Annotated in this window: 14 protein-coding genes; 5 read left to right on the forward strand and 9 right to left on the reverse strand. The window is 43.7% G+C overall.

Annotation, left to right across the window (positions count from 1 at the left end; translation table 11 throughout):
* Positions 1–58 precede the first annotated feature (58 nt).
* The gene (locus AAA970_RS08930) at positions 59–1,579 is read left to right on the forward strand and encodes an alanine/glycine:cation symporter family protein (protein ID WP_338236832.1); all 1,521 of its coding nucleotides are present in this window, start codon (positions 59–61) and stop codon (positions 1,577–1,579) included.
* 51 nt (positions 1,580–1,630) lie between these two features.
* Here AAA970_RS08930 and AAA970_RS08935 read toward each other — a convergent pair whose 3' ends face one another.
* A complete protein-coding gene (locus tag AAA970_RS08935; protein ID WP_338236833.1) occupies positions 1,631–2,092 on the reverse strand; it encodes an RES family NAD+ phosphorylase in 462 nt (153 codons plus the stop codon).
* Positions 2,092–2,598, reverse strand: a complete 507-nt coding sequence (gene parS / locus AAA970_RS08940) for a type II RES/Xre toxin-antitoxin system antitoxin (protein ID WP_338236834.1) — start codon at positions 2,596–2,598, stop codon at positions 2,092–2,094. The genes AAA970_RS08935 and parS overlap by 1 nt, the downstream gene beginning before the upstream one ends.
* Positions 2,599–2,840: 242 nt before the next feature.
* Between parS and AAA970_RS08945 the strand changes: the two genes are divergently transcribed.
* Complete coding sequence (locus AAA970_RS08945; protein WP_338236835.1) at positions 2,841–4,220, forward strand: sulfatase family protein; 1,380 nt, start codon at positions 2,841–2,843, stop codon at positions 4,218–4,220.
* 271 nt (positions 4,221–4,491) lie between these two features.
* Here AAA970_RS08945 and AAA970_RS27810 read toward each other — a convergent pair whose 3' ends face one another.
* The 6 genes from AAA970_RS27810 to AAA970_RS08970 all read right to left on the reverse strand — a co-directional run bounded on the left by AAA970_RS27810 (position 4,492) and on the right by AAA970_RS08970 (position 10,624).
* The gene (locus AAA970_RS27810) at positions 4,492–4,656 is read right to left on the reverse strand and encodes a DUF6678 family protein (RefSeq protein ID WP_420916715.1); all 165 of its coding nucleotides are present in this window, start codon (positions 4,654–4,656) and stop codon (positions 4,492–4,494) included.
* 660 nt (positions 4,657–5,316) lie between these two features.
* Complete coding sequence (locus AAA970_RS08950) at positions 5,317–6,894, reverse strand: NAD(P)/FAD-dependent oxidoreductase (RefSeq protein ID WP_338236836.1); 1,578 nt, start codon at positions 6,892–6,894, stop codon at positions 5,317–5,319.
* A gap of 376 nt (positions 6,895–7,270) precedes the next feature.
* Positions 7,271–8,008: an RluA family pseudouridine synthase gene (locus AAA970_RS08955; RefSeq protein WP_338236837.1), complete on the reverse strand. Its 738-nt coding sequence runs from the start codon at positions 8,006–8,008 to the stop codon at positions 7,271–7,273.
* Between the two features lie 84 nt (positions 8,009–8,092).
* On the reverse strand, positions 8,093–8,356 hold the full coding sequence (locus AAA970_RS08960) for a PDDEXK nuclease domain-containing protein (RefSeq protein ID WP_338236838.1): 264 nt from the start codon (positions 8,354–8,356) through the stop codon (positions 8,093–8,095).
* Positions 8,357–8,633: 277 nt separating this feature from the next.
* Positions 8,634–8,954: a DUF1016 N-terminal domain-containing protein gene (locus AAA970_RS08965; RefSeq protein WP_338236839.1), complete on the reverse strand. Its 321-nt coding sequence runs from the start codon at positions 8,952–8,954 to the stop codon at positions 8,634–8,636.
* Between the two features lie 89 nt (positions 8,955–9,043).
* Positions 9,044–10,624: a peptide chain release factor 3 gene (locus AAA970_RS08970; protein WP_338236840.1), complete on the reverse strand. Its 1,581-nt coding sequence runs from the start codon at positions 10,622–10,624 to the stop codon at positions 9,044–9,046.
* Between the two features lie 181 nt (positions 10,625–10,805).
* Between AAA970_RS08970 and AAA970_RS08975 the strand changes: the two genes are divergently transcribed.
* Entirely contained in the window at positions 10,806–12,653 is a 1,848-nt protein-coding gene (locus AAA970_RS08975) for a dipeptide ABC transporter ATP-binding protein (protein ID WP_338236842.1), read from the forward strand.
* Between the two features lie 169 nt (positions 12,654–12,822).
* Here AAA970_RS08975 and AAA970_RS08980 read toward each other — a convergent pair whose 3' ends face one another.
* Positions 12,823–13,038, reverse strand: a complete 216-nt coding sequence (locus AAA970_RS08980; protein ID WP_338237725.1) for a hypothetical protein — start codon at positions 13,036–13,038, stop codon at positions 12,823–12,825.
* Here AAA970_RS08980 and rnr point away from each other — a divergent pair.
* Together rnr and AAA970_RS08990 are read left to right on the forward strand one after the other, a co-directional pair.
* Entirely contained in the window at positions 12,934–15,039 is a 2,106-nt protein-coding gene (gene rnr / locus AAA970_RS08985) for a ribonuclease R (RefSeq protein WP_338237712.1), read from the forward strand. The genes AAA970_RS08980 and rnr overlap by 105 nt on opposite strands.
* Complete coding sequence (locus AAA970_RS08990) at positions 15,032–16,009, forward strand: polyprenyl synthetase family protein (RefSeq protein ID WP_053405276.1); 978 nt, start codon at positions 15,032–15,034, stop codon at positions 16,007–16,009. The genes rnr and AAA970_RS08990 overlap by 8 nt, the downstream gene beginning before the upstream one ends.
* The last annotated feature ends 7 nt before the right edge of the window (positions 16,010–16,016 follow it).

Raw genomic sequence — 16,016 nt, forward strand, 5'->3', positions numbered from 1 at the left:
AAACTACCTTTGGCAAAATTTTGCAAAAATAAATTATAAATACACCGAGTTTTCACCAATGAGTGATCTTTTACAATTATTACCCTTCTTTGAAAAACTACTTCAACGCCCCATTAACCTTCAATCCTCTGCCTTGAGTATAGATGAACGCATCAATCAAGCTTTGGAACCTTTCATTAGTGCATTAGAAAAAATAATATTCTTTACCGTTTCCATCACGGAAGATGTTTCCCTTCCTATTGTAGTGATTTGGTTATTTGCAGCAGCATTAATCTTTACCGTATACTTTAAAGGGTTAAACTTCCGTGGTTTCAAACATGCTTTTGATGTGATTCGGGGAAAATATGACGAACCCGATTCTAAAGGGGAAGTCAGCCATTTTCAGGCTTTAACAGCAGCCCTTTCAGGCACGGTGGGCATCGGAAATATTGCCGGAGTAGCTTTGGCAATTTCTATTGGTGGTCCGGGCGCTACCTTCTGGATGATAATGGCCGGTATTTTTGGAATGGCCACCAAATTTGTAGAGTGTACATTAGCGGTTAAATACAGAATTGTTCACGCTTCAGGAGAAGTATCCGGCGGTCCGATGTATTATCTGTGGCAAGGACTTACCGCGCAGGGAAAAGGCAGGTTGGGTAAAGGCCTGGCCTTAGCATATGCGATCCCCGCTGTGGGCTGTTCTTTTGGAGGAGGCTGCATGATACAGATTAATCAGGCTACAAAACAATTGATTAATGTCACCGGTGGAGAACAAAGTATCCTTTACGGACAAGGGTGGATCTTTGGATTAATTATCGCCCTTATTACGGGTTCTATTATCATAGGAGGCATAAAATCCATTGCAAAAGTAACCTCCAAAATCGTCCCCATGATGGTGGTCATTTATATGACGGCAGCCTTTTTTGTGATCGGTGCACATTGGACAGATATTCCGGCCGCATTAATGCAAATCGTCTCTCAGGGATTCAATCCGGAAGCAGTGGCCGGTGGATTCATTGGCGTATTGGTAATTGGCGTTCAAAGAGCGGCCTTTTCCAATGAGGCGGGCATCGGACAGGCTGCTACTGCTCACGCACCTGCTAAAACAGAACATCCGGTGTCTGAAGGCTATGTCGGCATGATCGAACCATTCGTCGATACAGTATTGGTTTGTACCATGACTGCTTTGGTGATTATTCTTACCAATTCGTTTGATCCATCCGCTACTGAAGGCGTTGAATTAACCTCACGTGCTTTCGGTTCCGTAATCTCCTGGTTCCCGATTGTGCTCTCTGTAGCTGTAATATTATTCGCACTTTCCACCATGATTTCCTGCTCCTACTACGGGCTGAAGGCATGGACCTATATTTTCGGAGAAAATAAAGTAGCCGATTTATCCTATAAATTGATCTTCTGCATTTTTGTAGTCATCGGTTCCTCTTTAAGCCTGACTTCAGTATTCAGATTCGGAGATGCCATGGCTTTTGCCATGTGCGCACCTAATATTATAGGACTATATTTGTTAGCTCCGGTGGTAAAAAGAGACCTGAAGGAGTACAAAAGCTGGATAAAGCATTACAAACCCACCTCTGCTAAATAAGCAAAGAAGGGATAAAAAAAAGCGACATTTCAAATTGAGGTGTCGCTTTTTTTATATCCGAAGCAATCTTCTGTCAAAGGGAAATGGATAAGTTTTCATAATATGTACCTCCCGGAATTGAGCATGAAAGGGGTTTATCACATAATTGAAATCCCCTAAAACCACCACACTCGGCACCTTTAATAACAAAAACGCATTTTCTCTGACAAATAAATCTCCGACTTTCTGAGTGGGGGGAATATGGGGTAAGGCATTCCAGCCTTTGGGAAGGTCTTCCATATTAAGCTCCAATGTGGATGAATTTTCCGGCACCCCAATTTCTACCATATAATAATCCTGAGGTAAAATACCCAGCGGCAAATGAACCGCCACCTCCGCATTCGCCAGCGCTCTGGAAGAAGCAGTATAAATCACCTCCGTTCCTTTGGAATTCCATCGGTTTCCAAACTTAGCAGCCCCTTTGCCTGATAATTCATCTTTATAGGGAAACCGGCTCAACCTGAATAACTGCATCAAACAAAAATCCCGTGCTCAATTCTGTTCAATTCCGCCATCACCAAATCTTTCCCGTAAGAGCTATCTAACAACTGAATCGGTGCCTCTCCTCCCAAAGCAAGACAGGGCAGCTGTAACCATTGTAAAAAATGCGCCTCTTCATCAAAAAGCGCATTGCCGGCGGTAAACACCTCTGCCAACTCAAAAATCCGCTCACTTTGTAAGGAATTGAAGATATGATCTTCATCCTTCAGGTACCGCTGAAAAGTACGAATATTAACCCCTAACAAATTGGCCCATTGCTTATCGGACAAAGGGCTATTACCTCTTATTTCCTCAAACAAAGGAAAGGAAACCCCATGCCGGACCGCCTTGGCCACCTGCAACTTATCCTCCATAAAGGTTCCGTAAGTAACCTCTGAATCAGACACCATGGGTTGTGGAAGCTCTTCCACCACATATTCCTTTAATTTTTTATCATTGGATTCCATAAAAAACCACCCATTTACAATTATACTTTTCAAAACGACAAATATACCCATTTCGTTTCACTCTTCCCCCAAATTAGCCCCTCATCCAGTCCAAAAAAACCAGTTATTATTCGATATTAATTTCCCAAAATGGGACAAAATTAATTTAACAATAATAACGATCTTCAAATTTCCTTAAATCAAAATTCCACAATTTATAAAGCAGAAAAAGCGTCAATGTGGTTTTTTAGCAAAGGAAATAAACTAACCCTCAATAAAGATAATTTCAAATTAGGATGATGAAGAAATTCGCCTTTGTGGCCACTGCTTTTGCCCTATCTCTGAGCATAGCAGAAGCCCACAACAAAAAGAAAAATACCCCTAATATTATCATGATCGTTGCTGACGATTTAGGCTATGCCGATGTTGGCTTTCATGGGAGCAGTGAAATCCCAACCCCGAATCTGGATAAACTGGCGGCAAGCGGGGTAATATTTGAAAATGGTTACGTTACCGCTTCCGTATGCGGACCAACAAGAGCGGCCTTGGTTACTGGCAGATACCAACAACGTTTTGGATGCGAAAACAATCCGGCTCCCTATAAATTGGATGAAGAAGTAATAGTCGGAATGCCACTCAGCCAAACCAATGTAGCCGAAACCTTAAAAGCCGAAGGATATGCAACCGCCTGCTTTGGAAAATGGCATTTAGGAGGCGAAAGAGGCAATGAAGCGCTGATGCCCCGCCAAAGAGGCTTCGATGAATACTTTGGATTTTTAGAAGGAGCAGCGCGTTATCTGGATCACCAGAATGAAGAAAAGAAATACATGCGCAACGAGCAGGAACTGGAAATGGAGCCCCGCTACTTTACGGATGCTTTAGGCGACGAAACGGTGGATTTCATCGAGAGAAATAAAGAAAATCCGTTCTTCATCTACCTTCCTTTTAATGCTGTTCATGCCCCACTGGAAGCAACAGAAGAATACCTTGCCCACTTCCAGCATATTGAAAATGAAAACCGCCGTAAGCTTTGCGCCATGCAATTTGGAATGGATGCCAATGTCGGGAAAATCATGAATAAACTGGAAGAACTCCAACTCAGAGAAAATACGCTGGTAATCTTCTTAAGTGATAATGGAGGGAAACCAAAAAACAACTTCTCCTACAACACCCCAATGCGTGGACAAAAAGGACAATATTATGAAGGAGGTATTCATATTCCATTCGTTATGAGCTGGCCGGGACAAATTCCTTCCGGTGAAAAATATGCGCACCCAATTTCCGGCGTTGATATGACCCCAACCATTTTGGCTACGGCCAACATTCCGGCAAAAGCTGAGGCTAATTTCGATGGCGTCAACCTGCTCCCTTTTGTAAAAGGCGAGAAGGCACAAGCTCCTCATGAATACTTATACTGGAAATTAGGCGCTAATCGCGCTATCCGAAATGATCAGTGGAAGTTGGTACAACATGGAAAAAAGACCGAGTTATTCCATATCGCTAATGATCCCTACGAAACCACTGATCTTTATGAGCAGCAGCCTGAGATTGTCAAAATGCTGGAAGAGGCATATGCAGCTTGGGACAAAGACAATATGCCGGCCCAATATGGCTGGGACAAAAAACAATTTCCAGTATTGGAAAAACGAAGCCGACGCATTGGTTTAGAGCTATAAATCAAAAAAGCTACCCTAACCCGGATTATTCATGCTTAAATCCTCGTTTAGCTGTAAGGCGGAAAAAATGAAGGAATAGTTTCCTATTTCGAGTTTTTTCCAACGAAACAGATGAATGAGGAGAAAGCAAGCTTGCCCAAATTTGGGCTATTACAAACTAAAGAAAATTAATTATAATGAACTAAAAATAAGTCACTTGAACTTAGTTAATTAATTTAGCGGTGAATAATTCGGGCTAAGTTAATCATGGCTGAGGGTAGCTTTTTTTCGATCATCGTTTATATCCATTAACTTTGAAAATACCTTGATTTAACTCTTGAGGAATAATATTACCCTTCAAAGCATTTTCATAAAAAAGGGAAAAATCTTCCTTTATCAGGTCCAAAAGTGGCCCCACATGGGTGATCTTTATTGGATTAATTTCAATCCATCCCATCAACTCAAACCCATCCTGCGCCCCCTAATCCCAGCAAACTAAACTAAAGAGCCCCTTATTTTCTCACCCGAGGACCAGACAGTCGAATATTTCGGACTGATAGCTGGTTTCTTCCTGACAAATGGCTCTGACGTGATCAGAACAGGGGGTGTTTTCCTCACATTAAGGGATTTTCGACAGCCCACCTAAGGACATCCTTGATATTGACTGAAGGCTTGAAATCCTGACTGGCATTATTAGCGGCCACTAACTGTTTCCATTCCGTATGGTTCATCCATCAACTGAGTTGGGGTTTAAAAACATATTCCAGCCATATACTATTTCCCATTCCCATCAAATTGACTTCAAAAATTACCCCGGTACAAGCAATTTCTACCCTAACCCGAATTATTCACCACTAAATTAAGTAATTCACCTTAACTGACTTACTACTAGACCAATAGACTCATTTCTGCTGATTTTTTTATAGCCCAAATTTGGGCAATCTTGCTTTCTCCTCATTCATCTGCTTCGTTGGAAAAAACTCGAAACTGGAGACTATTCCTTCATTTTTCCCGCCTTGCAACTAAAAGAGGATTGAAGCATGAAAAACCCGGGTTAAAGCAAAAAAGCCACCCCAACCGGAGCAGCTTTTTACTATTACTTATTTCATCTGTGAAATTACTTCCTGATATACAATTCAAAAATACGTTCAGCACATCGCTCGCCATCAATAGCCGCAGAGGCAATTCCTCCAGCATAACCAGCACCTTCCCCACATGGGAAAAGCCCCTTAATTTCCGGATGCTCCAAACTTTCCTTATCTCTCGGAATTCTCACTGGAGAAGAAGTCCTGGATTCCACCCCCAATATCTGCGCATCATTGGTCAGGTAACCTTTCATCTTCTTTCCAAAAGATTTAAATCCAAATTTCAATCGATGCGCCACGGCTTCCGGCAACACATTCCGCATATCCACAGAACTCACCCCCGGCTGATAAGAAGTCTCCAATAGCGAGTTCGACACCTTGCCATTCACAAAATCCATCATACGCTGTGCCGGAGCCACCTGCGTTTCACCTCCCGCACGGAAAGCCGCCTGCTCTATTCTACGCTGATACTCCATTGCGGCCAACTGTCCGTATTCCGGAATCAAATGCCCGTAATCGTTCTCGTCCACTGCTACCACCATTCCGGAATTGGCATATTTAGAATCCCTTCTTGAAGGCGACATCCCGTTGACCACAATCTCTCCCGGAGCCGTAGCCGCCGGCACAATAAAACCTCCCGGGCACATACAGAAAGAAAATACCCCTTTCTTCACGCCCTTAAAAGCTTCCTGAGAAACCAGCGAATAGGCCGCAGCAGGTAAAATCCCCCGATCAGGCCCACAGCTGTACTGAATATTATCAATCAATGGCTGCGCATGCTCAATTCTCACACCAAGCGCAAAAGGCTTGTTCTCAATCAGAATGCGCTTTCGGTTCAGCAGTTCAAAAATATCTCTGGCCGAATGTCCGGTTGCCAGCAAAACAGCCTCTCCTTCGATATACTGCCCGCTTTGCAACACCACACCCTGCACCTTACCGCTGCGAATCTTGATATCCTCTACCCGGCTATCAAACAGAATTTCTCCACCCGAATCTTTAATCGACTGGCGAATCTCTGCAATCAGCTTCGGTAGTTTATTCGTTCCAATATGCGGATGTGCATCCACCAACAGCTCCTCACGGCCACCATGCGCTACCAAAATCTCCAATATTCTGCGGAAATCTCCACGCTTTTTTGAACGCGTGTACAATTTACCATCAGAATACGTTCCGGCACCGCCTTCTCCAAAACAATAATTGGAATCCGGATTCACCGTATGCTCTTTATTGATCGCCGCCAAATCCCGACGACGCGCCTGTACATCCTTTCCGCGCTCCACCACTATCGGCTTCACGCCCAACTCCAGCAAACGCAAAGCCGCGAACAATCCCGCAGGACCAGCGCCCACGATCACTACACACTTCGCATTCGAAACGTTCAAATAATCCCGCTGATAACTGATCGTGTTCGAAGGCTGCTCATCCACAAAAACCTCCACGCCCACATTCACGCGCACCTTTTTCTTGCGCGCATCAATCGAACGGCGCGTCATGCGTACATGCACCTGATCACGATCCGTCAACCCCTCACGCTTGCGCACATAGGCATCAAATGCCTGCTCATCAAACGCTACCTCAGGGGCTACATTTAAATTAAATTCCTTCTTCATACCGGAAGACACCTCCCAATGCCCATTCCCGAATTGATCAAAATGTTTTTAGCGCATGTTTAAAACTTAAAATTCGAAACGAAAATTTGGAGTATTGTAGAAGTGATGAAGTATTATTTTGAGAGAATAGCAACGCTATTGTTAAAAAATAATTCAAAATCAATTCCAATAATCCGAATTTGTAATAGAATGGTAAGTTTTTAAACACGCTCGTAATTTGGGGCTTCCCACCTGACGGCGGTCGGGCTTGCGGCAGTCGCTCTTTTGGGCGGGCAGTCCTGAAAAAATCAAATAACCTGCCCGCCCAAAAGGAGCTCCAACAATCGGCTAACGCCTCTGCCGCTATCCCTAAGCCAAAACCGCAAACCGGAAAGTCCTAGCCGTGGTAGCGCTCCATATGCTTGTCCTTCAGCTTGCGATTTTCCAGCTGCAACCACTGCTCCCAGAAATCATTCGCAGGAACACCAGCTCTCAAAAACATCTTCTCCTTCGTTACCGGATGGGTAAAGTTCAAATACAAGGCATGTAAATTAATCGACTTATCCGGATTAGGCTTATGGAAACCATAACGCAAATCCCCGCGAATCGGGCAACCCATATGGGACAACTGCACCCGAATCTGATGCGGACGCCCCGTCAACGGATTCACCTCTAATAGGAAGTGCTCATTCATTTTACCCAAAGACTTATAAGTCAGTTCCGAACGCTGCGCGCCTTCCACTTCCTTATCGTAAGCTGTTGTTACATTCCGCTTTCCGTCTTTTTTCAGATAGTTCACCAACTTATCTTCCCATTTCGGCGGACGTTTCTTCACCACCGCCCAATAAGTTTTATATACTTTCTTATCACGGAAAGCTTTAGTCATTCTTTCCAATGCCTTGGAAGTTCGGGCTAAAATCACCAATCCCGACACCGGACGATCCAAACGGTGCACCGCATGTAGAAATACGGCCCCCGGCTTATTATATTTTTCCTTGATATACTCTTTGGCATAATCCAATAGGGTCTTATCGCCTGTTGCGTCACCCTGAACCAAAACGCCCGCGTCCTTATCAACCACCAATAAATGGTTGTCTTCAAAAACGACGCGGAATGGATATTTTTTTGTATGCATACCTGTTGTATTTATTTTTGGGAGGCATTTATCCTCCAATTCTTCTTTCAATTACAGAAACCATTCCAAAGAACAGTTCTTTGGCTATCCGTCGAGCAAAGCCTTAAATTGTTCCTTACTTGGGATAACCGTTTTATATCTGCTGGCAAAAATCTGGTCATTACCTTCCGGCAGACTGATTTTCACCAGGGTTTCATTCTTTTCTTTACAGAGAATAATTCCCACTGTTTTATGCTCATGCGCTAAACGAACGTGCCGGTCGTAGAAATTTACATACATCTGCATTTGACCTAAATCCTGATGGCTCAACTCGCCTATCTTCAGGTCAATCAACACAAATTCCAGCACATAAAGATCCTTTAGTTAATCATGCACCGTCTGTATCTTCTGCCCTACTTCCGATAGCTGCCTCACGCCCTCCTTATCACGACTCAGCGCCAATCGTTCATAAAGAGAGGTATCCTATTGCCGCTTAAATTCCCGGAGACTCTAGTTATTTCGTAAACACTCAATCTCATAAAACCGTCGCTCCTTTTCATCGGAAATCCGCATCAATCGCAAATAATGTGACCAACTCAGCGGAAAGGATTCGACAAAGGATCATTTTTTGTGTTTTTCAGAGTATCTACCAATTCAGCAGACACTGTCTGCTGTTTTTCAAAGGCCAGAAAAAAGTCCGCATCTGTCGAAGGTTGGTTGCTGAAAAACCTTTCCCAAACTCGCTGGTAAGCCTTTTTGACAAATCCGCCAACAATTCCTTCCCATAAGCCGCCCTTTCCTCTCCCGGCTGTTCTTCCTCCACAATCATCCGACCAATCTCAAAATAAGTCTTGGTCATCGTCGCATTGACCGACCGGGCAATATGATTTCTCGCCTGATTCAGCAAGGCTGCAACCTTTTCGAAAAATTGCATATTAGAAAGAGAAGACATTTCGTTCATGAGCATATTTTAAGGTAAAATCATAACAGATTTCCCTCAAAATATAAACAAAAACCCACAGGCATACAATGATGCACCATGGGTTTGAAATGATCTTAAAATTCCGAAGTAAAGTGGAATTGAATATTTGGGAAGTTATCCTGAACCATCTGCAACCACGCACGTGATTCCGCCATAAACACCAATTTACCATCTTTATCACGGGCAATATGACGACCTTTGGACGCGATAAAAGCATCCATGTCTTTTTCATTTTCTGCCGAAATCCAACAAGCTTTGTACAAGTTCATTGGACGGAAATCGCAGGAAGCGCCATACTCCCCCTTCAATCGGAATTGAATTACTTCAAACTGAAGTTGTCCTACAACACCCACAACTTTACGGGAACCCATTTCGAAAGTAAACAACTGCGCCAAACCTTCCTCCATCAGCTGAGAAAGCCCTTTTTCCAATTGCTTAGTTTTCATCGCATCCTTATTCACTACCTCGCGGAACATTTCCGGCGAGAAGGAAGGAATACCTTTATAATTACCTTTTTCTCCTTCGGTAAGCGTATCGCCAATTTTCAGGTTACCCGTATCATACAAACCGATGATATCGCCCGGCCATGCCTCATCCACAATCTCCTTATCCTGCGCCATAAAGGCCGTGGTATTGGAGAATTTCATCTTTTTATCATGACGGATATGCAAATAAGGCTTCGAACGCTCAAACTTACCCGAACACACCCGCATAAAAGCAATACGGTTACGGTGCTTAGGATCCATATTGGCGTGAATCTTAAAGATAAAACCAGAGAATTTAGGATCCTGAGGTTCAATCTCACGAAGCTCCGTCTCACGTGGAATCGGCTCTGGCGCAATATCCACGAAACAATCCAACAGCTCCTGCACTCCAAAATTATTCACGGCCGAACCAAAAAATACCGGTGCGATATCTCCCGCCAGGTACTCTTCTTTATCGAAATCTTCGTAAACCCCGTTGATCAGTTCTACGTCCTCACGTAACTGCGCCGCATCCTTCTCCCCTACATATTGCTCCAGTTCAGGGCTTTCAATATCAGAAATCTCAATCTTTTCAGAAGAAAGCTTTTGACGACTCGCCTCAAAAAGCACCAATTTTTTCTCATATAAAGAATAAACCCCTTTGAAGTTCTTACCAATATTGATGGGCCAAGACAAAGGATGAACGCGCAAGCCCAACTTCTCCTCAATCTCCTCTAACAGCTCGAAAGGATCACGACCTTCACGGTCCATTTTGTTGATAAAACAAAGCACAGGCGTCTGACGCATACGACAAACTTCCATCAATCGCTCAGTTTGTTCCTCCACACCTTTCACACAGTCAATCACCATAATTACAGAGTCCACTGCCGTCAAGGTTCTGTAGGTATCTTCCGCAAAATCCTTGTGACCTGGTGTATCCAGCAAGTTGATACGCTTGTTTCGGTAATCAAATCCCATTACGGAAGTCGCAACCGAGATACCACGCTGCTTCTCAATTTCCATCCAGTCAGATCGGGCATGGTCCTTTATTTTATTGGATTTTACCGCACCCGCAGTCTGAATCGCCCCCCCGAAAAGCAAAAGCTTCTCCGTCAGGGTCGTTTTACCGGCATCAGGGTGAGAAATGATACCAAAGGTTCTTCTTTTCTTAATTTCCTCAACTAAACTCATCGTGGAATATATCTATAATTATGTTGCGCTAAAGGCGGTTTTTAAATCAGTCCGCAAAATTAGTAATTTAACAAGACAATCCCTTCATTAATCCGTAACAATTAGCGGAAAAGCAATTTTCGCAAAGAAGGTAATGGCCTTATTCACCTGGAGATTTCCTTTTCCATAAAAATCCCCTAATTTGCCCATTCCAATTGGCAACACCAACCCAACACCAACCATGCCTGAGGATATTTCTAATCCAGCGAAACTTCTGCTAGAGGTTTGCAACCTGAGCATTACGCTCAATGGTCAGTCCGGCCCTATAAAAGTGGTCGAAAATCTTTCCTTTTGCCTCCGGGAAGGAGAAACCCTGGGGATCGTAGGAGAATCCGGCTCCGGAAAATCCGTTACGGCCACCAGTATTCTGGGACTGTGGGCCGGGCCGGAGGTTCATCATTATGAGGGCGAAGCCTGGTACTATCTGCCCCATGGAGAAAAAATAAATTTATTGAATTTCGGAGAACGGGATTTCCTGAAAATCAGAGGAAAAGAAATTGCCATGGTTTTTCAGGAGCCGATGACCGCCCTGAATCCCTTGATGAAAGTGGGCAAACAACTACTGGAAGCGATACAAAGGCACCAAAAGCTTCATCCGAAAGAGGCGAAGTCCAAAGCCATTGAAGTACTGGAAAACATCCCATTCAGTGAACCGGAAAGAATTTTCTCCGCCTATCCCCATCAGCTTTCCGGAGGTCAAAAGCAACGAATCCTGATCGCCATGGCCATGGTGAATCATCCACGATTATTGGTGGCTGACGAACCGACCACTGCTTTGGACACAATCATTCAAAATAAGATCATCCAAACCTTTGAAAGGTTAAAAAACCAGTACGGAACCTCCATGCTGTTCATTTCGCATGATCTAGGCGTTGTTTCTAAATTAGCGGATAAAATATTGGTACTGAATCAGGGCAAAACCGAAGAACAAGGCGACACCCACTCCATTTTCGGAAACCCTCAGGCACCTTATACCAAAGGACTCATCGCATGCCGACCAAGATTGGATCTAAAGATGAACCGACTACCTACTCTAAATGATTTTCTTCCTCAAAATGGCAATCCGGCCAAATATAAAGCCGTGGAAGATGCCATCATTCAGCAAGTGCTTACTGATGAAGCATTGGAAACCAAGCGAAAAGCATTTTTTAAACGAAAACCTCTGATTCAAATTCGGGATTTAAACTTTGCTTATACCGCAACTAAACGCTTCCCCTGGTCCTCCGCCACGCGTAAAAAAGTGATCCATTCGGTCAGCCTGGAATTGTATGAAGGGGAGATTTTAGGTCTTGTGGGCCAGTCCGGATCAGGCAAAAGCACGCTGGCTCGTATTCTGATGCAACTCGTTAAGGGCGCAGAGGGAAGCATTATCTTCAATGGGAGAAATATACTGGAATCAAGCCAAAAGGAGCTTTTTGCAATCAGAAAAAAAATCGGCATCATTTTTCAGGATCCTTTTCAATCCTTGAACCCCAGGCACACCATAGCGCATTGCCTGATGGAACCACTGGAATCATTCGGCATCGGCAAGAACAAAGCCGATCGATGGGCCCTGGCCGCTATCTGGATTAAAAAAGTGGGATTACCTCAGGATGCTTTATATCGCTATCCCCACGCTTTTAGTGGTGGACAACGCCAAAGAATCGCGATCGCACGCGCATTAATTACAGAGCCGGAACTCATCATTTGCGATGAATGTGTTTCTGCCCTTGATGTTTCGGTTCAGGCGCAGATCCTTAATCTTTTGATGGATCTCAAAGAAGAATTAAAGGTCTCTTTTTTATTTATTTCCCATGACCTTTCGGTCATTAAATCCGTCTCTGATCGGGTATTGGTTATGAACAAAGGAAGAATAGTGGAACAGGATTTTGCAGAGGTGCTCTTCGAAAAACCTAAACACCAATACACCCAAAGACTATTGGAAGCCATTCCGAAAATAGAATTCCGTAACCTCCAGCAACCCCATTCCTCTAAAAACAATAAGATTTGAGGAAAATTCATTTATTAACCAAAAAAAAATACGAATTACTATTTCTTTACCCTGCTTCTTGATAATATTAGTAAATTGCAAGCCAAATTTTTGAGGATTTGAGCCCTGAAGTTTAACTTCTAAATAATTAATCCCGGGAACACGCTTGACTCCACAAGGAGTAAGTTAATTAAACATAGTTCACAGCCATCAGGCTGAAATCTTTTATATGGGAAGAAAAAACAGAAAAACCGCGGTTTTCAAAAAGAGACAAACCAGAGAAAAACGGATTACCCAAAATCTGGAAAGCCGCATCCTGCAACTCCTCAACAGCGACCCCACCAAATCCTGGTCTGTTAAGCAACTTTGCAGAAAGCTCCTGCTTAAAGACCGCATGAGTAAACAAAAAGCCGCCTTCTTTTTGGAAGATCTGGCGGGTGAAGGAGATATCATATTTACTTCAGATGCCCGCTATCAGGCTAAAGATACCGCCGACCGCTTAATCGGGAAGGTGGACCATGTCAATCCAAGATTCGCTTTTATCGTTATTGAAGGCCGTGAAGATGACATCAAAGTAACCACAGATAAATTAAATGATGCGCTGGACGGCGACCAGGTAGAAGTTGCCATTACCTCCACCCGTGGGGGACGTGCCGAAGGTCGTGTCACCAACATCATTGAACGAAGCAAAAAAGACTGGGTAGGAAAAATTGAGCTTCTTCCCCGCTATGCTTTCGTTGTTCCCGACAATAAAAAGATCTACAAAGATGTATTTGTGCCATTGGAAAAAACCAAGGGTGCAAAGCATAATGACAAAGTGATTGTCAAAATAGATAAATGGTCGGATGACCGAAATAAAAACGCGGTGGGTACAGTGACCCGCGTATTGGGTGCTTCAGGAGAAAACGAAGCCGAAATTCACTCCATTATGGCGGAATACGGCCTTCCTTTTGAATTCCCGAAACGTGTTTTAAAGGAAGCTGAACGCATTCCGGATGAAATTTCAGCGGAGGAAATCAGCAAAAGACGTGATTTCCGTAACATCACCACCTTCACCATTGACCCTTTCGACGCCAAGGATTTTGACGATGCTCTTTCCCTTCGTAAACTGGACAATGGAAATGTAGAAGTGGGCGTGCATATTGCCGACGTAACACATTACGTTCAACCGAATACCCAACTTCAGGCGGAAGCCTACGATCGTGCAACTTCGGTTTATCTGGTGGATCGCACCATTCCGATGTTACCGGAAAGACTTTCCAACCAGCTGTGCTCGCTTCGGCCAAATGAAGATAAACTGACATTTTCAGCCGTTTTCGAACTGAATGAAAATGCGCAGATTCAAAAAGAATGGTTTGGTCGTACCATTATTCATTCTGATCGCCGATTCACTTATGAGGAAGCACAGGAAAGAATCGAAACGCAGGAAGGGGATTTCCATGAAGAAATCATTGAGCTTAACCGCCTTTCGAAAATCATCAAAGATCGCCGCTTCAGCAATGGGGCCATTGCCTTTGAAACCATTGAAGTAAAATTCAAACTGGATGATAATGGCAAACCATTGATGGTGATTCCCAAAGAAAGAAAAGACGCCCATAAACTGATTGAAGAGTTTATGCTGCTGGCCAACAAGCGAGTGGCAGAATTTGTCTTCAATTCCAAGAAAAAGGGAGACGCCAAATCTCCCACTTTTGTCTACCGAACCCACGATTATCCAAATACGGAAAAACTGGAAAGTTTCGGATCCTTTGCCAAACGATTTGGCCACCAGTTCAAAATGAGTGAAACCGGCGTTTCCAAGGAATTGAATAAGCTGATGGCGGAGATTCAGGGCAAGCCGGAACAAAATGTTTTGGAACAATTGGCGATCCGCTCCATGGCGAAAGCGATTTACACCACCGAGCCATTGATGCACTTTGGACTGGCTTTTGACCATTATTCGCACTTCACCTCCCCTATTCGCCGTTATCCGGATATGATGGTGCACCGATTATTGCAACACTATCTGGATGGAGGAAAATCGGTATCAGCACCGGAATACGAAACTGAATGTGAGCATTCCTCTGACCGGGAAAAAAGAGCCGCTGAAGCGGAACGCGCATCCATCAAATACAAGCAGGTGGAATTCATGGAAAATGCCCCTGAAAAGGCTTATGAAGGCGTGATTACCGGCGTAACGGAGTTTGGTATTTTTGTAGAAATCACCGAAACCCGCTGCGAGGGAATGGTTCGCATGATGGACATGGATGACGATTATTATGAATACGATGAAAAAAATATGCGTATCATTGGCCGTCATAATAAGCAAATGTTCAGCCTGGGAGACAAAGTGTATGTTCGGGTAAAACACACCGACATTAACAGAAGAACAATCGACCTTATTTTTTCACAAAAGGAACATGAATAATATTTTAAATCCTTTGATTGAAACCATTGACAAAGCAATCAAAGCGCACCAGTGGGGAGAAGAACCCAAAGAATTATACGAACCAATAGGATACATCATGAGTTTGGGCGGCAAAAGACTGCGCCCCTTGCTTACCCTTTTAGGTTATCGCCTTTTCAATGATGATATTCGTCCGGCTATTGCCCCGGCCATGGCAGTGGAAACTTTCCATAATTTTACCCTGGTACATGATGACATCATGGACAAGGCGCCTTTGAGAAGAGGAAAGGAAACCGTCCACACTAAATGGAATGATAATATTGCCATTCTGAGTGGAGACGTGATGATGATCAAGGTTTATGATCACCTGTTGGAATTGGATCCTGAAATATTGCCGGCAGCCCTGAAAGCTTTCAATGCCAATGCCACGGAAGTTTGCGAAGGGCAACAGAAAGACATGAATTTCGAAAGCCGTGATGATGTCACCGCTGAGGAATATCTGGACATGATCCGCCAAAAGACGGCCGTGCTTTTGGGGCTGGCACTACAATTGGGTGCAATGGTGGCGAAAGCCCCTGAGGAAATTCAGTCCGGTTTATATGATTTCGCGGTAAAATTAGGCATCGGCTTTCAGTTAAAAGACGACTTGCTGGATGTTTACGGTGATCAGGCCAAATTTGGCAAACAGGTTGGTGGAGACATTATTGAAAACAAAAAGACTTACTTGTTGATCAAAGCCAAAGAATTAGCAAGTGGTGAATTGGCAGCGGAATTGGAAAAATGGATTGCACATGAAAATCCAATTGCGGAAGATAAAGTGAAAGCTGTTACCGAAATTTATAATCAGCTGGACATTAAAAACATTACGGAGCAACTGATGCAAAGTAGTTTTGAAGAAGCATTCGGTATACTGGAAAGCATGCCACTAAATGAGCAGCAGAAAACCTACCTTTCAGATTTTGCCACGATTGTTATTAATCGCGAAAAATAAAGAGACA

Source organism: Persicobacter diffluens (assembly GCF_036244895.1).
Lineage (GTDB): Bacteria > Bacteroidota > Bacteroidia > Cytophagales > Cyclobacteriaceae > Persicobacter > Persicobacter diffluens.

What these genes read in the sequence shown, in the direction of transcription:
- AAA970_RS08930 (WP_338236832.1), top strand. Translation starts at nt 59, where the DNA reads ATGAGTGATCTTTTACAATTATTACCCTTCTTTGAAAAACTACTTCAA.
- AAA970_RS08935 (WP_338236833.1), bottom strand. Translation starts at nt 2,092, where the DNA reads ATGCAGTTATTCAGGTTGAGCCGGTTTCCCTATAAAGATGAATTATCA.
- AAA970_RS08945 (WP_338236835.1), top strand. Translation starts at nt 2,841, where the DNA reads ATGATGAAGAAATTCGCCTTTGTGGCCACTGCTTTTGCCCTATCTCTG.
- AAA970_RS27810 (WP_420916715.1), bottom strand. Translation starts at nt 4,656, where the DNA reads ATGGGATGGATTGAAATTAATCCAATAAAGATCACCCATGTGGGGCCA.
- AAA970_RS08950 (WP_338236836.1), bottom strand. Translation starts at nt 6,894, where the DNA reads ATGAAGAAGGAATTTAATTTAAATGTAGCCCCTGAGGTAGCGTTTGAT.
- AAA970_RS08955 (WP_338236837.1), bottom strand. Translation starts at nt 8,008, where the DNA reads ATGCATACAAAAAAATATCCATTCCGCGTCGTTTTTGAAGACAACCAT.
- AAA970_RS08965 (WP_338236839.1), bottom strand. Translation starts at nt 8,954, where the DNA reads ATGCTCATGAACGAAATGTCTTCTCTTTCTAATATGCAATTTTTCGAA.
- AAA970_RS08970 (WP_338236840.1), bottom strand. Translation starts at nt 10,624, where the DNA reads ATGAGTTTAGTTGAGGAAATTAAGAAAAGAAGAACCTTTGGTATCATT.
- AAA970_RS08990 (WP_053405276.1), top strand. Translation starts at nt 15,032, where the DNA reads ATGAATAATATTTTAAATCCTTTGATTGAAACCATTGACAAAGCAATC.